We start from the raw sequence: 15997 nt of genomic DNA, 5'->3' as shown, positions 1-15997 counted from the left end.
TTTTCTATTTCTGCACGCGGGGCATTGGCCTGGCTTTAACGGTAGAGTTGGCGCCATCGCCGCTGTCGGCTCCTTCAAATGATGGAGCGCCCGAGGCCGGTCAATCCTGGACCCGCCGGCTATCCGTTGTTCGTCACCAGGGGGATGGTGTGATGACGTCTTCCAGCGACGTGTTGCAAGATGACATCGACCAGGGCATCGGGGTCTATCGGTTTGGCGATATGGCCTACCATGCCGGCCGCCAGACACTTCTCACGTTCCTCGGCAAAGGCATGGGCAGTCTGTCCGATAATTGGCAGACCGGGGGCCACTTCCAGAATGCGACGCGTTGCGATGAGTCCGTCGATTTCTGGCATCTGCATGTCCATGAGCACGATGTCATAGGCGGTCGTGCCGTCCTGAATGATGCGACTCAAGGCATCCCGGCCGCTGTTGACCACCACCACGCGTGCACCTTCTTCAACGAGGATATATTCGATAACCTGCTGGGTGATCGGGTCGTCCTCGACAACGATGATGCAAATACCATCCAGCCGGTGTCCCCGGCAGGCGGGTTGTTCGGCGGTAGCTGGTTGCGATGCCATGGTTGGCTCGGCTGCAGCAACGAAGGGCAGGTGAAACTCGAATGTGCTGCCGATGCCAAGCTGACTTTCAACGCGGATATTACCTTCCATTAGTTCCGCCAGGTGCTTGGCGATGCAGAGTCCCAGGCCCGTTCCGCCAAAACGGCGGGTCATCGAACTATCGCCCTGCTGAAACGGAATAAACAAGTCGCGTATCTGTCCCTCGCTCATGCCGACGCCGGTATCCGTCACCCGGAAGTTCAGGATGTTGTCACGAATCGATGCCACCACCTTGACGCTACCCACGGCGGTAAACTTCACCGCATTGGATAGCAGGTTGAGCAGCACCTGTGAAATGCGAAGAGGATCTCCGGTGCAGGTTTCGGGAAGATCAGGGGCAATATCGATCCTGAGGTCAAGATGTTTGGCCTGTGCCAGCGGCCGCACGATGCTGGCTATCTGTTCGATTTCCTTGCGGAGAGAAACGGTGGTTCGTTCAATGGTGAGCTTGCCCGCCTCCATTTTCGAGAAATCAAGGACGTCGTTGATCACCCCGAGTAGGCGTTTTCCGGAAATCAGAATCTTCTCGAAGGCGTTCCGGACCTTGTCACTGTTTTGGTAATTCTGAAAACCAATTTCTGCGAAGCCGAGAACCCCGTTGATGGGGGTGCGAATCTCGTGACTCATGTTGGACAGGAATTCGCTCCGTACCCGGGCCAGGTTTTCAGCAGCGGCAATCGCCTTTTCGCGCGCCAATGCCGTCGCACGTTGTTCGCTTATGTCCACGAAGCTGATCACCGATCCGTTGTTGTTGCCGTCGACGATGAGCGGATGAACGGCCAACATGACAGGTACCGGATGGCCGTCGGCATGCCAGTAAACTTCGTTATCAACCCGGGTCTCGACGCCATCCTGGATCGCCCTATGGGCCTTGCACTCCTCGATGGGATAAGGCGTGCCATCGGCTTTGCTGTGATGGAAGAGGTCGTGTGCGGATTTGCCGACGGCATCCTCGGGGCTTCTGCCGAGCAGTTCGCAGGCGGCTCGGTTGATAAAGGTAACGTTTCCTTCGGGATCGACACCGTAGAGTCCATCGGCACTTGATTGCAAGAGGTGAGTGGCCCTGACCTCGGTGGCAATCATTTCGGCTGTGCGCTTTTCGACCAGTTCCTCGAGGTGGTTGCGGTGTTGCTCCAACTCGTCGTTAAGGCGTTGCAAGCGCAAGTTGGACAGGAACAGGGCGCGTTGGGCCTTGGCATAATCCTGATTGAGATCGAGAACCGTTTGATTGACCCGCTCGAGTTCCTCGATGTCAAAATCAGCGACGAGTCGAATTTCTTCGCCGCAGCGCCAGATCCTGGCGCGCAAGGTCCGCGTTTTGCTCCGCTCGTCACCAACCGTCAGCAGGCCATTATAGATTTCTCCCTCTTCGCCGGTCGGTACGGCCAGTAGAGTTGCCAAGGTCGGCTGGATAAAGAAATGCGACAGGCTGGTCTTGGTTGGCAGTGTGCCGGAGATTTCGAGAATGCGCAGGAAGCCCGCATTGGCTTCCAGAAGCAGCCCACTGGGGTCGAGGCGGGCGGCAACGATACCGACCAGCGCCCGGATTTCCGGTGCGGGCCAGGTCATGGTGACACGCCACCCATCGAGGCCGCGCAGGCCACCGCACCCAGCGCATCGGAACAACTTGAATCTGCGCCGAGAATGTTGGCGAGGCTGTTGAAGCGATTAATGGCCAGGCCGCCGACCATTACCGATGGCCGCGAAGGACCGATTTGTTCAGTCAATTGGGCAATGACGTCCTTGACGATAAGCAATTGCTGCGGGAATGAAACAGATAGCCCGACAATATCCGGCTTTGTTTCCTTGACATGTTGAACCAGGGATCGCGTCGGTACATTTGCGCCCAGATATTGCACTTCCCAGCCAGCCAGATGAAACGCATCACAGACCATCGAAAGGCCAAGCACGTGCTGATTGCCTTCGACACAAGCCAGCAGAATCGACTTTCGCGTCTGGGCGGCTGTCGGAGAGCTCAATACGCCCATCGTCATTACCATCTGGGCAATGGCCGTCGCCAAGTGTTCTTGCGCCACGGAGACCTGGTTGGCTTGCCATTTCTCGCCGATCTCGTACATCGCGGGCTGAATGACGTGGCATTCGATATCGACAAGGCTTAGCCCGTCGTCGAGCAGGCCTTGGACAATGGCGAGCGCCTCGCGCTTATCGCCTCTGAGCAGCGTTGTTTCAAAATCTGCAGCGGCAGGCCATGCCTCCGGTGACTGAAGCAGTGTCGGCGCAGCTTCAGCGTTCTGGAATGTGGACCGGACGGCGACCTGGGTATGGCCGACGATGTTCCCGTGTGGGGCGGCCATGTGCTCGACGAAATACTCGCCCAGCCAGTCGAGGGAGAGGGCCAGATGTTCTGTCGGGATGCCGCGCGCGACCAGTACGCTGTTCAGCCAGTGCAGATAGTCGATCATCGGCTGCAGCAAACCAAACTCGAGCACCGGTCGCAGGAATTCCAGATGAAATGCGAGGTCTTCCCGGCAGGCTTCGCGTCCGCGCGGGCCGAAACGCTGGTAAGCCGAATCGTGAGCAGAAAAGAACCGGTCACTCACCGCGCGCACGGCATCGGTTTGCAGTTCCTTGAAGTGGCGTAGCCCATCTGCGCCGAGAACCTGAAAACCCGCATGGTTGATCATGATGGGTAGCCTCTACGCCGCGAATACGTCGAAGAGTTGAATGCTCGTGCTGCCCGATACCAGCTTCAGACCCTTCGGGATTCCTTTGTGCGCTTCCTGGTATTGATGGCCGCGATGCCAATCACGGTAGCTTGGCTCGTCCGTCCAGCGGGTTAGAAGCCATATTTCAGCAGGGCTTTCCGAAGGACTCATGACTTCCATGCCGAGAAAGCCCGGCGCCTGATCGACAATATGTGGGCGCTGACGAAACGCCTCCTTTACGTCACTCTCCATGGCATTGGCAACGGTGAATCGACTCAGCACCACGATCACATTTATTCCAGTTTTCGAGAGGTTGTTATTTCTATCGAACTGTATCTTACAGACATATTCAGCACAGAGGAAACCCCGCCTGCAGACAACGGTGTTGGCAGCTTAGGCAACGACAGGGCTGCGCCGTGGTGGGCTGAAATGGTCCTAAAATGTTCGGCATGATCAATCGACGAACTATCCTGTTTTGCATCGCCCTACTGTTGTCGGCCTGTGCGCCCGAACCGGCGGCATTTCGCAATACTGACCTGAGTGGTGCCGGCTTTGGGCGTCAGTTAAGGCTGGCCGATCATCATGGCCAACTGCGTTCACTGACGGATTTCAAGGGCAAGGTCATTGTCGTCTTGTTCGGGTATACATCCTGCCCGGATATCTGTCCGACCATGCTGATCCGGCTGGCCAGCGTGACGAAGTCGCTGGGTGCCGATGCGCAGCGCGTCCAGGTGCTGTTTGTGACGGTTGATCCCGAGCGCGACAGCGCCGAGCGGCTGAAGGGCTTTGTGCCGTGGTTCGATCCGACGTTTCTCGGTTTGCGTGGCGAGGCCAGGGAAACCCGAGAGGTGACCGAGGAGTTCCGGGTTTTTGCCGTCCGTAAGCCGGTCGATGGGGAACTGGGCTACGTCATCGACCACTCGGCTGGCGCCTATGTTTTCGACCCTGCCGGGCGTTTGCGCCTCTACGTCAACGAGTCGGCCAGCGTCGAGGATATTGTTGCCGACATCCGGGTGCTGCTGAACAGTCGCTAGGGCGACGGTGAGCGGTAGCGATATACTTGCCGCCTTTCAGAACCACTTGTCTGGTGAATTTCTTATGATGGGTCAGCGTTTTCGCCGGGATGTGCCTACCTTGCTTGCCGGTGGGCTGGTATGAGCGACGAAGCATCAGCCGGTCTCAACGACGAGTTTTTCATGCGCGAGGCGATGTCGTTGGCGCGGGCGGCCGAGTGTCTGGGCGAAGTGCCGGTTGGCGCCGTCGTCGTCCTCGACGGCGCGATTGTTGGTCGCGGCTTTAATTCGCCGATTGGCGAGAGCGATCCGACGGCCCATGCCGAAATCGCCGCCTTGCGTGATGCGGCTCGGGTTCTGGGCAATTATCGGCTGCCCGGCTGTGAGTTGTACGTCACCCTCGAACCCTGCGCCATGTGCGCCGGGGCCATCATGCATGCGCGCATCAGTCGCGTCGTCTATGGCGCGCGCGATGCGAAGACCGGGGTGCATGGCAGTGTGGTCGATCTGTTCGGTGTCGAACGGTTGAATCACCATGCCACCGTTGAAGGCGGCGTGCTGGCAGAGGAATGTAGCGCCATGTTGTCTGGCTTTTTTGCCAGCCGGCGCAAGAAATCGTCATGAAACTGCATATTTCAGTGGCTCGCCAGATGATGACCGTGCTCGACGAGTACGATGAAATCCTGCGCGAGTATCCGGTATCAACGGCCAAGGCAGGGGTTGGAGAGGTTTCCGGCAGCTATCAGACGCCACGTGGGCGTCATCTCGTTCGCGCCAAGATCGGTGCCGGCCAGCCGGAAAACACGGTTTTCGTGCGCCGTCGGCCAACCGGCGAAATCTGGACGCCGGCACTCGGCGAAGCATTTCCCGGTCGCGACTGGATACTCACCCGCATCCTCTGGCTATCCGGCCGCGAGCCCGGCTGCAACCGGCTCGGTTGCGTCGATACCATGCGCCGTTACATCTACATTCATGGCAGTCCGGATACGGCTCAAATGGGCTTGCCCGGTTCGCATGGCTGTGTGCGCATGCGCAATGCCGATATCGTCGAGCTGTTCGATCTTGTCCCGTGCTATGCGGAAGTAGAGATCAGCGAAGACTGAAGCGGCTGCCCGTGCGGGCCGAAACTGTTTTCGTGAACGGTGATCTCGCCATCGGCAGCCTGCATGAGCACGGTGGACGCCCGGGTGCCATAGTTTTCCGATTTGACGAAGATGGCGGAAAGCAGGCGTTCCCATTCAATCGGCACCCCCGTACGGGGCAGATTTTCATCGGCAACGATGGTCTGGTCCGCCAGCAGGTCAAAAAATGCCGATTGATCCGGCAGGCGGGGCAGGGCCTCGGCAAATCGTTGGCGGGCGGCAAGAAGTTTGGGCCAGGGACTGTCCAGCAGGTGATTTGACAGTCCATAGATGCCAGGGGCCAGGGGCCGCGGCGGACCATCGCGATTCGAGCAATAGACCAGCGTCTCGCCATCGCCAAGCAGGAGATTGAAGCCCGAATACTGAGTGCCGTCGATCTGGCTGGCGTAATCCCCGGCCGCCAATGTACCCGTGAGAAAACTGCGGGTCAGTGCGCCGCGCGATTTTGGCCCTTGGGCCATGCCCGGTTCACGCACGTTGGTGACGGCGGCAAAACGGCCGGACTCGCTGATGCCCAGCCATGTCCCCCCGGCCTGAAGGTCGAGCCCGCCGATGACTTGCGGAGCATCGGGCCAACGCGCCAAAGCTGCGGTGGGGCGGGCATAAAATTCGTCACGGTTGGCCGCGACGACCAGCGGGTAATCCGGATCAACCCGCCAGCCGACGACGATCAGGCACATGTCTGGTTGCTGCCGGGCTTACGGATTGACGGCAACAGCCTGAACGGCGGGGCCTTCCAGCGAACCGAGGCGAACATTGCCGGCAAAGTTGCTCTGGACGACGGCCAGTGCTTCGTAGCCGCCAGCTGGCGACGGGGCTGCCGTCATGACCATGCCGCAGGACTGGTCCGGGTTGTCCGGAGAATGCAGGACATCGCCCGCCTTGAGCGCCTGGGTGCTGCTCAGGCGGAAGAGGTGGCGCTTGACCTTGCCGAGGTACTGGGTGCGGGCGACGATTTCCTGACCGGGATAGCAGCCCTTGTGGAAGCTGACGCCGCCGATTTTTTCGAAATCGGCCATCTGCGGTACGAATTCTTCCTTGGTGGCCAGTGTGACGAGCGGGAAAGCGGCCTGGATGTCGAGCCAGCGCCAGGCAGGAAGGCCGGCCGGCCGGGCCTTGATGCTGAGTTTCTGCCACAGCGCGGCCATCGCCGATTCAGGGGCGACGATCATGAAGCGTCCGGCATCGAGGTGAATGACGGTTGTCGTGTCGATACTGGCGGCGGTCATTGCCTCGTCCGGGCACGGCAACCCGGCGTCGGCCAGCGCTTCCCGGCCCTGCGGGCCGGACAGGCCGAGCATGACGGTGGTGTCAGTCTGCGCAACAAGCTTGACCTTGGCGCGGAGGACAAACATCTGCAGCCGTTTCTGCGCAGCCTCCTGCAGATCGGCGGCAAGCGCCAGGAGATAGCGTTCGCCCTGGTGCCAGACGACAAAACTGGCCTGCATCCGTCCTTTGGCCGTACACCATCCGGCATGTTGCGCCTGTCCGTCGCCCAGATGATTGATGTCACTGGTGAACTGGCTGTGCAGGAAAGCCTTGGCTTCGTCGCCGGTGGCTTCGATCAGGCCGAGATGGGTGAGCGGGACGACGACGGTCTGCTGTTTGGCTGCAAGTAATTCGCCGGCCGCGTCGCCAAAGTTGAGAAGCTCGGTCGAACCGGTATCGAAGACACCTTCGGTCGATTCGAGAAAGCTGCGCCAGTGGGGATTCATGAGGGCTCCTGAGGGGGTTTCGGATATTATATCGCTCGTTATAACGTGCTCGTTCCACACGGGCAAGACCTGCTTGCTTCCGTCGAGTTCCCGTGCGCCTACTACTCAAGATACTCATTCCGGTCTTATTGCTGTTGGTCGTCGCGGCCGGCGGCCTCCTATGGTGGGCCAACCAGCCTCTGCAACTGCGCAATTCGCCGCTTGATTTTCGGGTGACCGCAGGCAGTAGCCTGCGTTCGGCCATTACGCAAATGCGCGAGGCGGGCATCGACGTCGAGCCGACGCTGCTTTCCACGGTGGCCCGCGTCATCCGCGCCGATACGTCGATCAAGGCTGGCAGCTATGCCGTCAAAAATGGCGTTACGCCGATGCGGCTGCTCAACAAGCTGCTCAAGGGCAAGGTGACGCAGGGCGAACTGACGCTGGTCGAAGGCTGGACTTTCCGCCAGTGGCGTGTCCGGATGGATAACCACCCGGATCTGATTCACGAAACGCGTGGTCTGAGCGAGGCTCAGATCGTCGCGCAACTGGGGCTTGATGTCCGCAGTCTGGAAGGCCGGCTGTTTCCCGATACTTATCTTTTCGACAAGCAGTCGAGCGATCTGGAACTGCTGGCGCGGGCCAATCGCGCCATGCTGCGCAAACTCGACGCCGAATGGGTGCAACGGGGCCCTGATTTGCCCTACAAATCGGTTGATGAGGCTCTGGTCATGGCTTCGATCATCGAAAAGGAAACCGGTCGCGAAGCCGATCGCCCGCTGGTCGCGGCGGTGTTCGTCAACCGCCTGCGCAAGGGCATGTTGTTGCAAACCGACCCAACCGTCATCTATGGCATTGGTGCCGGCTTTGACGGCAATCTGCGCAAGCGGGACCTGCTGACCGACACCCCGTACAATACCTATACCCGGCCGGGCCTGCCGCCAACGCCGATTGCCATGCCCGGTCAGGCTTCGCTGCGGGCCGCGCTCAATCCGGCGCGCAGCGAAGCGATTTATTTCGTCGCCCGTGGCGATGGCAGCAGCCAGTTTTCGCAGACGCTGGATGAACACAACAATGCAGTTAACCGATACCAGAGGGGTGGAAAGTGAACGGTAAATTCATCACTTTCGAAGGCATAGATGGCGCTGGCAAGAGCAGTCACGTTGAATGGCTGGCCGAGTTGCTCCGCGCCCGAGGCGTTGTGGTCCAGGTGACCCGCGAACCGGGGGGCACGGCGCTGGGTGAAAAACTGCGGGAACTGCTGCTCAATGACACGATGCATCTGGAAACGGAAACCCTGCTCATGTTCGCCGCCCGCCGCGAGCATCTGGCCAAATTGATCGAGCCAGCCCTGGCCCGTGGCGAATGGGTGATTTGTGATCGCTTCAGCGATGCCACCTATGCCTATCAGGGGGGAGGGCGGGGGCTGGACCGGTCCAAGTTCCTGACACTGGAGCATTGGGTGCATGGCCATTTGCAGCCGGACCTGACGTTATTGTTCGACCTGCCGCTGGAGGTGGCCCGTGAACGTATCGTGCTGGCCAACCGGGTGCTCGACAAATTCGAACAGGAGCGTGTCGATTTTCATGAGCGGGTGCGCCAGGCGTATCTGGAAAGAGCCCATGCCAGCCCGTCCAGAATGCGTGTCGTGAATGCTGATAACAGCATTGAAAATATTCGCAAACAACTTGAACAAATCATTGCATCGATTTGTTTATGAACGTTATTGATCTTCATTCGAAAGTCTGGTCTGGGTTGCAGGCAAGGCGCAAGCAATTGCCGCATTCGCTCTTGCTGGTCGGTCAGAAAGGCTTGGGAAAGTATGAACTGGCGAGGCGTTTTGCCGCCAGCCTGCTCTGCGAGTCGCCGTCAATTGACGGGCTGGCTTGCGGCAAATGCCTGGCATGCAACTGGTTCGAGCAGGGCAATCATCCCGATTTTCGTCTGCTTCAACCGGATGCGCTTGGTGAAGAAGTCGAGGTCGAGGATGGCAAGAAAAAGCCCAGTCAGCAGATCACCATTGATCAGGTGCGCGGCCTTGACGAGTTTTTCAACGTTGGTACGCATCGTGGCGGCTTGCGCATCATTCTCGTCAATCCGACCGAGGCAATGAATCGCAGCACCGCAAATTCTCTTCTTAAAACACTTGAAGAACCCGCCCCAGATACATTGTTTTTAATGGTTTCCAGTGAGCCAATGCGCTTGCTGCCGACCATTCGCAGCCGTTGTCAGGTGGTCCCTGTGCCGGTGCCTTCGATCAAGCTGGCCGAAAAGGTGCTGGCTGATGAGGGTATTACCCAGGCCGAGCGCTGGTTGGCGTTGGCCGGTGGGTCGCCAGGACTGGCGATGGAGATGGCGGGGTCCGGGCAGGGAGCGTGGCTGGAGTTGCTGGCCAAACGATTGGGCAGCGGCCGCCAGGGTGATCCGCTGGCGCTGGCGGTCGAACTTGAAAAGGCGATCAAGGACAGCAAGGGCAAGGTAAGCCTGAAACACGTCACCGAAGCCTTGCAGAAATGGCTGGTTGATCTGACGCTGGCGAAAAATGGCCTGACGGTCCGATATTTTCTGCCGCAACAAGCGATTATCGCCAGCTTGGCTGATATGATTCCGGCTGCACGCCTGATTCAATCATATCGTGCCCTGATTACACGCCGGCAGGAGGCCGAGCAGCCGCTCAATGTGCGCCTCTTCCTGGAAAGTCTTCTTCTGGATTATCGAGCCCTGTTTGCCAATTGATCAAAGATGAGTGAAGCAAAACCCGCTCCGCAACGCCCTAGCGTTCTTTCGCTCAATATCAATTCGAAATCCGCGCTCTACGCGGCCTTCATGCCCCACTTGCGCTGTGGTGGCATCTTTATCCCGACGACCCGCGGCTACACGATAGGCGACGAAGTTTTCATGCTCCTGTCGCTGATGGATGATCCGGCCAAGTTGCCGATTGCCGGCACCGTCGTCTGGATTACCCCGGCCGGCGCCCAGAATGGCCGGGCGCAGGGCATTGGGGTGCATTTCAACAATGACGAAAGCGGCCAGGAAGCCCGGCGCAAGATCGAAGGCCTGCTCGGCGGCGTCATGCAGTCGGCGCGTCCCACGCACACCCTCTGATCGACCCGGATGCTGGTCGACTCCCACTGTCATCTCGATTTTCCCGATCTCGTCCAGCGTCTGCCGGATGTTCTCCAGCGCATGCAGGAAAACCAGGTCGATGTGGCCGTCTGCATCGGCGTCAATCTTGAGGACTTTCCGCAGGTTGTCGCCCTGGCCGAGCAGCATCCCCAGCTGTATGCCACGGTGGGCGTCCATCCCGAATATACGGATGTCGAAGAACCCGATGAAGACAGACTTCTGGCTCTTGCTGCCCATCCGAAAGTGATTGCCATCGGTGAAACCGGTCTCGATTACTACTGGCAGAAAGACCAGCCGGAATGGCAGCGTGACCGTTTCCGCACCCACATTCGTGCCGCCCGGCGTTGCGGCAAGCCGCTCGTCGTGCATACCCGCGACTCGGCCGTCGATACCCTGCGTGTTCTCAGGGAAGAGGGCGCAGATACGGTGGGCGGTGTCATGCACTGTTTTACCGAGAACTGGGAGATTGCCCGGTCGGCCCTCGATCTCGGTTTTCATCTTTCGTTTTCGGGCATCGTTACCTTCAAGAATGCCACCATCGTCAAGGAGGTGGCACAGAAGTGTCCGCTTGATCGCCTGCTGGTCGAAACTGATTCGCCCTATCTCGCGCCCGCCCCGTATCGTGGCAAGCCGAACGAGCCGGCCTATGTGCGCTATGTCGCCGAGGAAATTGCCCGGCTCCGCGGGATCACCCTCGATGCCGTGCATCACGCGACGACCGATAATTTCTTTTCCCTCTTCAAAGGCGCAATACGGCCATGAAAATCGCCCAGAAACTCCGTTTGTTTGCCGCCGTGGCCCTTGTTGTACCGGCTATCGCCGGCGCTGCCACCTATGATGACCTGATCGCTTCAGCCAAGATGGGCGACGTCGACGAAATCTCGAAGCTTGCCGCCCGGGGGGCCTCGCTCGATACCACCGATATCGAGGGCAATACGCTGTTGATGCTGGCAGCCCGCGACGGGCAAGCCGCCATGGTCGATTTCCTCATCCGCAACCGCGTCAAACTCAATGCCCGCAACGCGGCAGGTGATACCGCGCTTCGTCTGGCTGCTTTCCGCGGTCATCAGAAAATTGTCGAGTTGTTGCTGGCCGGTGGTGCGGCGGTCAACATGCAGGGCTGGACCCCCTTGGCCTACGCCGCATTCAGCGGCCATCTCGAGATCGCTCGCCTGCTTATCAAGTCCGGGGCAGACGTCAATTTGCCTTCCGAGAACGGGACAACCCCGCTGATTGCCGCTTCACGGGGTGGTCATATCTCGGTCGCGCAACTGCTGATAGCCAGTCAGGCTGACCTTGGCCGTACCGTCGATACCGGTGAAACGGCGCTGGATATTGCCCTGCGCTTCAACAATACGGATATCGCCGACCTGATCCGCAAGGCGGGCGGCAAGTCGGGCAGAACAGTCAGTATCGAAGTTCGCTAGATCTCGATCCAGTCGGTAAAAATGCTGGCCCGTTGGCACTTTTTTGGTCGCTTGCCAGCGTTATGAAGGTGTATTCGTTGGCTGTTCCGCGGTTTTGACTACGGAAAAATAGCTGACAAATTCAGTCGAGTATTTTAAAATCCCCCTCCATTCAAAAGGGAGATCAGGTTTCATGTTCCGGTATCTGCGTGAGGACATCCGTGCGGTTTTTGACCGCGATCCGGCCGCCCGCTCATTCTGGGAGGTGCTTACCTGTTACCCGGGCATTCACGCCCTGATCATGCACCGCCTGGCGCACTGGCTATGGGGTCATCGCCTGCGCTGGCTTGGCCGCTTTACCGCGCATCTGTCGCGCATGCTGACGGGCATCGAAATTCACCCGGGCGCCACCATTGGCCGCCGTTTTTTCATCGACCATGGCATGGGTGTGGTGATTGGTGAAACTGCCGTGATCTGCAATGACGTCACGCTCTATCATGGTGTGACCCTTGGTGGCACGTCGTGGAACAAGGGCAAGCGTCATCCGACGCTGGAAGACGGCGTGGTCATTGGTGCCGGTGCCAAGGTGCTTGGCCCGATTACCATCGGGGCCGGTGCCAAGGTCGGTTCCAATGCCGTGGTGACCAAGCCGCTGCCGGCCGGGGCCACTGCGGTCGGCAACCCGGCACGGATTCTCGACAACACCGAACAGACGCGCCAACGCGAGGCGCAGGCGGAAAAACTGGGCTTTTCTGCCTATGCCGTCGGGCGCGATCAGGACGATCCGCTGGCCAAGGCGATTCATGCCCTGCTTGATCATGCCGCCGAAACCGACCGTCGTCTTGCCTCTCTGGTCAAGGAACTCGACGCGCAAGGCGTCAAGTGCGACCAGGAGGTTGATCAGTCCGATGTCTTCGATCCGAAATACCTGAGCAAAATAGTTGACTAATTTTGTACGGTTTAGCTATAGTTGACCATAACACTAGGTTATAAATAGGGGTTCGGAATGCGTTTGACAACCAAAGGTCGTTTTGCCGTCACTGCCATGATGGATCTTGCCATGCGTGGCGAGGACGGGCCGGTGGCTCTGGCCAGCATCAGCGAGCGGCAGAAGATTTCGCTGTCCTATCTCGAACAGTTGTTCGGAAAATTGCGTCGCCACAAGCTAGTGGACAGTGTCCGCGGTCCTGGTGGTGGTTACTGCATTGCCCGGCCTTTCGAGCAGGTTGCGGTGGCTGACATCATTCGGGCGGTCGACGAACAACTCGATGCCACCCAGTGCGGTGGGCGCGAGAATTGCCACGACGAACACCGCTGCATGACGCACGACCTGTGGTCAACGCTGAATGCCAAGATGTTCGACTACCTGGCTTCCGTCACGCTGGCCGATCTTGTCGAGCGCGAACGGGCCAAGCGCGGGGCAGGTGCCGTTATCCTTGAAGACAAGCGCTCCGGCGCGCAAGCGCGGGTGCGTGGCAGCCGTGACAAGGTGCCGGCGGTCGCCTGAGGAAATGATGTCCCTGCCTGTCTATCTCGACCACAATGCTACGACGCCGCTTGATCCGGCGGTGCTGGCAGCGATGTTGCCCTGGCTGGAATGCCAGTACGGCAATGCGTCGAGCCGCCATGAATACGGTCGGCAGGCTCGGCAGGCCATCGACGAAGCACGGCAAAAAGTAGCCAGTGCCGTCAATGCACATCCGACCGAGGTGGTCTTCACCAGCGGCGGCAGCGAAGCCAATAACTTGTTCATCAAAGGCGCAGCAGCCTGTCTCAAGCCTGGTCTGCTTGCCGTCAGCGCCATCGAACATCCCTGCGTCCTCAAACCAGCCGGGCAATTGGCACGGCAAGGCTGGCAGGTCAGGGAACTGGCGGTTGACGGCGGTGGGCGGGTGAATGTCGAGGACTATACCGAGGTGCTGCTCGACAAACCGAAACTGCTGTCGATCATGCTCGCCAACAATGAAACCGGGGTTGTCCAGGATGTGGCTGCCCTGGCCGCTGCCGCCAGTCGTACTGGGGCATGGTTTCACAGTGATGCGGTCCAGGCTCTGGGCAAGCTCGCTATCGATTTTCGCGCCTTCAACGCAGCTGGCGTCCATGCCATGACGCTGTCGGCGCACAAGGCAGCTGGCCCCAAGGGTGCGGCGGCGCTGGTGCTCGACAAGCGCGTTGAATTGCAGCCCCTGATTGCCGGTGGCGGCCATGAGCGCGGCTTGCGTTCCGGCACCGAGAACGTCGCGGCGATTGTCGGTTTTGGCGTCGCGGCGGAACTTGCAGCCGCCCGTGTTGCCGAAGCTTCGGTTCGCTTGCAGGCCATGCAGGCAAAGCTGGAGGCCGGGCTGGCTGGACTGGGTGCGCGGATCTTCGCGACAGATGTGCCGCGTCTGCCGAATACCAGCTTTTTTGCATTTCCCAATATCGATGGTGAAACCCTGGTTGGCAAGCTGGACCGTGACGGATTTGCCGTGGCCAGCGGCGCCGCCTGTTCCAGTACCAGTCCTGAACCGTCGCATGTCCTGCGAGCCATGGGCGTAGTCCCTGAAATCGCTCGCGGAGCCCTGCGGGTAAGCCTTGGTGTCGGTAATACCGACGCCGAGATTGAACAATTCATCAATGCCTTGCGGGTGACAGTCGGACGCCTGCAGGGACTGACAGCCATCCATTGAGTGGCGAGCTGTCTGAACAACCCGACCTAGCGAGAATGACGATGAAACTCCCCATTTACCTGGATTATTCGGCCACCACCCCGGTGGACCCGCGTGTCGCCGAAAAGATGATTCCCTACTTGTGCGAACATTTTGGCAACCCTGCCTCGCGTTCGCACAGCTTCGGCTGGGTGGCCGATGCGGCTGTCGAAGAAGCGCGTGAGCAGGTCGCCGCACTGGTCGGGGCGGACCCCAAGGAAATCGTCTGGACGTCCGGCGCCACTGAGTCCAATAATCTTGCCATCAAGGGAGCAGCCAATTTCTACGCTGGAACCAAGGGCAAACACATCATTACCGTCAAGACCGAGCACAAGGCCGTGCTCGATACCGTCCGCGAAATGGAGCGTCAGGGCTTCGAGGCGACTTATCTCGATGTCAAGGAAGACGGCTTGCTCGACCTGGATGTTTTCAAGGCGGCTATTCGTCCGGACACCGTGCTGGCCTCGGTGATGTTCGTCAATAACGAAGTTGGCGTCATTCAGCCGATCGCCGAATTGGGCGAAATTTGCCGCGAGAGGGGTGTGATCCTCCACGTCGATGCGGCCCAGGCCACCGGCAAGGTCGATATCGACCTGAGCAAGCTCAAGGTCGACCTGATGAGTTTTTCGGCCCACAAAACCTATGGTCCCAAGGGTATCGGTGCGCTCTATGTCCGTCGCAAGCCGCGTATTCGTCTCGAAGCGCAGATGCACGGTGGCGGCCACGAGCGCGGTTTCCGGTCCGGTACGCTGGCGACCCACCAGATTGTCGGCATGGGTGAGGCTTTCCGTCTGGCCCGTGAGGAAATGGCCGAAGAGAACAAGCGCGTCGGTGCCTTGCGCGACAAATTGCTCAAGGGTTTGCAGGACATTGAGGAAACCTTCGTCAATGGCGATCTGACACAACGCGTGGCACACAATCTGAACATCAGCTTCGCCTACGTTGAAGGCGAGTCGATGATCATGGCGATCAAGGATCTGGCGGTGTCTTCCGGCTCGGCCTGTACCTCGGCCAGTCTCGAGCCATCCTATGTGCTGCGCGCCCTCGGGCGGGACGACGAACTGGCCCACAGTTCCATCCGTTTCAGCATTGGTCGCTTTACGACGGATGATGAAATTGACTATGCAATCAAATTGTTGCATACGAAAGTTGGCAAACTACGTGAGCTTTCTCCCCTGTGGGAAATGTTTAAGGACGGTATCGATCTGAGCACTGTCCAGTGGGCCGCGCACTAAAGAATTTCAAGGAGAAGCAGCATGAGCTACAGCATCAAGGTTATTGATCACTACGAAAACCCGCGCAATGTCGGTTCCTTTGGCAAGGAAGACGACGGCGTCGGGACCGGTATGGTCGGCGCGCCGGCCTGCGGCGATGTCATGAAATTGCAGATCAAGGTCAACAAGGCCGGCGTTATCGAAGATGCCAAGTTCAAGACCTACGGTTGCGGTTCGGCCATTGCCTCGTCCTCGCTGGTGACCGAATGGGTCAAGGGCAAGACGGTTGATCAGGCGCTTTCGATCAAAAACACCGAAATCGCTGAAGAATTGGCCCTGCCGCCGGTTAAAATTCACTGTTCGATCCTGGCCGAGGATGCCATCAAGGCAGCCGTGGCGGATTACAAGAAAAAGCACGGAGAATAA

General features: G+C 59.0%; 19 protein-coding genes. 14 read left to right on the top strand and 5 right to left on the bottom strand.

The annotated features are described in order from the left end of the window. Nucleotides 1–119: 119 nt before the first annotated feature. From HYN24_RS07745 to HYN24_RS07735, 3 genes are read right to left on the bottom strand one after another with little or no spacing between them, the layout of a single operon-like run. On the bottom strand, nt 120–2192 hold the full coding sequence (locus HYN24_RS07745) for an ATP-binding protein (RefSeq protein WP_117608711.1): 2073 nt from the start codon (nt 2190–2192) through the stop codon (nt 120–122). Continuing rightward, complete coding sequence (locus tag HYN24_RS07740) at nt 2189–3268, bottom strand: B12-binding domain-containing protein (protein ID WP_117608710.1); 1080 nt, start codon at nt 3266–3268, stop codon at nt 2189–2191. The genes HYN24_RS07745 and HYN24_RS07740 overlap by 4 nt, the downstream gene beginning before the upstream one ends. Nucleotides 3269–3280: 12 nt before the next feature. Beyond that, on the bottom strand, nt 3281–3580 hold the full coding sequence (locus HYN24_RS07735) for an antibiotic biosynthesis monooxygenase (protein ID WP_117608709.1): 300 nt from the start codon (nt 3578–3580) through the stop codon (nt 3281–3283). A 149-nt stretch (nt 3581–3729) separates the two neighbouring features. On the opposite strand from HYN24_RS07735, the gene HYN24_RS07730 reads away from it, so the two are divergent. The 3 genes from HYN24_RS07730 to HYN24_RS07720 all read left to right on the top strand — a co-directional run bounded on the left by HYN24_RS07730 (nt 3730) and on the right by HYN24_RS07720 (nt 5405). Further along, the gene (locus HYN24_RS07730; RefSeq protein WP_205421465.1) at nt 3730–4323 is read left to right on the top strand and encodes an SCO family protein; all 594 of its coding nucleotides are present in this window, start codon (nt 3730–3732) and stop codon (nt 4321–4323) included. Between the two features lie 120 nt (nt 4324–4443). Beyond that, nucleotides 4444–4926, top strand: a complete 483-nt coding sequence (tadA, locus tag HYN24_RS07725; protein ID WP_117608708.1) for a tRNA adenosine(34) deaminase TadA — start codon at nt 4444–4446, stop codon at nt 4924–4926. Next, nucleotides 4923–5405 (top strand): L,D-transpeptidase, encoded by a 483-nt coding sequence (locus HYN24_RS07720; RefSeq protein ID WP_117608707.1) that lies wholly within the window; start codon nt 4923–4925, stop codon nt 5403–5405. The genes tadA and HYN24_RS07720 overlap by 4 nt, the downstream gene beginning before the upstream one ends. Here HYN24_RS07720 and HYN24_RS07715 read toward each other — a convergent pair. Both HYN24_RS07715 and HYN24_RS07710 read right to left on the bottom strand, forming a co-directional pair. Next, nucleotides 5375–6124: an NRDE family protein gene (locus HYN24_RS07715; RefSeq protein WP_117608706.1), complete on the bottom strand. Its 750-nt coding sequence runs from the start codon at nt 6122–6124 to the stop codon at nt 5375–5377. The two genes, HYN24_RS07720 and HYN24_RS07715, sit on opposite strands and share 31 nt — an antisense overlap. Nucleotides 6125–6142: 18 nt before the next feature. Beyond that, nucleotides 6143–7159 carry a folate-binding protein YgfZ gene (locus HYN24_RS07710; RefSeq protein ID WP_117608705.1) on the bottom strand — a complete coding sequence of 339 codons (1017 nt, stop codon included), beginning with the start codon at nt 7157–7159 and terminating at the stop codon, nt 6143–6145. A 92-nt stretch (nt 7160–7251) separates the two neighbouring features. On the opposite strand from HYN24_RS07710, the gene mltG reads away from it, so the two are divergent. The 11 genes from mltG to iscU all read left to right on the top strand — a co-directional run bounded on the left by mltG (nt 7252) and on the right by iscU (nt 15997). After that, the gene (gene mltG / locus HYN24_RS07705) at nt 7252–8247 is read left to right on the top strand and encodes an endolytic transglycosylase MltG (protein WP_117608704.1); all 996 of its coding nucleotides are present in this window, start codon (nt 7252–7254) and stop codon (nt 8245–8247) included. Continuing rightward, entirely contained in the window at nt 8244–8858 is a 615-nt protein-coding gene (gene tmk, locus HYN24_RS07700) for a dTMP kinase (protein ID WP_117608703.1), read from the top strand. Before mltG ends, tmk begins: the two co-directional genes overlap by 4 nt. Further along, nucleotides 8855–9874 carry a DNA polymerase III subunit delta' gene (gene holB / locus HYN24_RS07695; RefSeq protein WP_117608702.1) on the top strand — a complete coding sequence of 340 codons (1020 nt, stop codon included), beginning with the start codon at nt 8855–8857 and terminating at the stop codon, nt 9872–9874. Before tmk ends, holB begins: the two co-directional genes overlap by 4 nt. A 6-nt stretch (nt 9875–9880) precedes the next feature. Continuing rightward, nucleotides 9881–10243, top strand: coding sequence for a PilZ domain-containing protein (locus tag HYN24_RS07690; protein ID WP_117608701.1), 363 nt, complete (start codon nt 9881–9883; stop codon nt 10241–10243). Nucleotides 10244–10252: 9 nt separating this feature from the next. Beyond that, nucleotides 10253–11026 carry a TatD family hydrolase gene (locus HYN24_RS07685; protein WP_117608700.1) on the top strand — a complete coding sequence of 258 codons (774 nt, stop codon included), beginning with the start codon at nt 10253–10255 and terminating at the stop codon, nt 11024–11026. Then, entirely contained in the window at nt 11023–11691 is a 669-nt protein-coding gene (locus HYN24_RS07680) for an ankyrin repeat domain-containing protein (RefSeq protein WP_117608699.1), read from the top strand. The genes HYN24_RS07685 and HYN24_RS07680 overlap by 4 nt, the downstream gene beginning before the upstream one ends. Nucleotides 11692–11863: 172 nt before the next feature. Beyond that, a complete protein-coding gene (gene cysE, locus HYN24_RS07675; RefSeq protein WP_117608698.1) occupies nt 11864–12619 on the top strand; it encodes a serine O-acetyltransferase in 756 nt (251 codons plus the stop codon). A gap of 57 nt (nt 12620–12676) precedes the next feature. Further along, nucleotides 12677–13177, top strand: a complete 501-nt coding sequence (iscR, locus tag HYN24_RS07670; RefSeq protein WP_117608697.1) for a Fe-S cluster assembly transcriptional regulator IscR — start codon at nt 12677–12679, stop codon at nt 13175–13177. A gap of 7 nt (nt 13178–13184) precedes the next feature. Further along, nucleotides 13185–14339, top strand: a complete 1155-nt coding sequence (locus HYN24_RS07665; protein WP_117608696.1) for a cysteine desulfurase family protein — start codon at nt 13185–13187, stop codon at nt 14337–14339. Nucleotides 14340–14380: 41 nt separating this feature from the next. Then, the gene (locus HYN24_RS07660) at nt 14381–15592 is read left to right on the top strand and encodes an IscS subfamily cysteine desulfurase (protein WP_117608695.1); all 1212 of its coding nucleotides are present in this window, start codon (nt 14381–14383) and stop codon (nt 15590–15592) included. A gap of 21 nt (nt 15593–15613) precedes the next feature. Continuing rightward, nucleotides 15614–15997 (top strand): Fe-S cluster assembly scaffold IscU, encoded by a 384-nt coding sequence (iscU, locus tag HYN24_RS07655; protein ID WP_117608694.1) that lies wholly within the window; start codon nt 15614–15616, stop codon nt 15995–15997.

The organism is Dechloromonas sp. HYN0024 (assembly GCF_003441615.1).
Taxonomy (GTDB): Bacteria; Pseudomonadota; Gammaproteobacteria; order Burkholderiales; family Rhodocyclaceae; genus Azonexus.
This window is presented reverse-complemented; position numbering and strand designations above follow the sequence as displayed.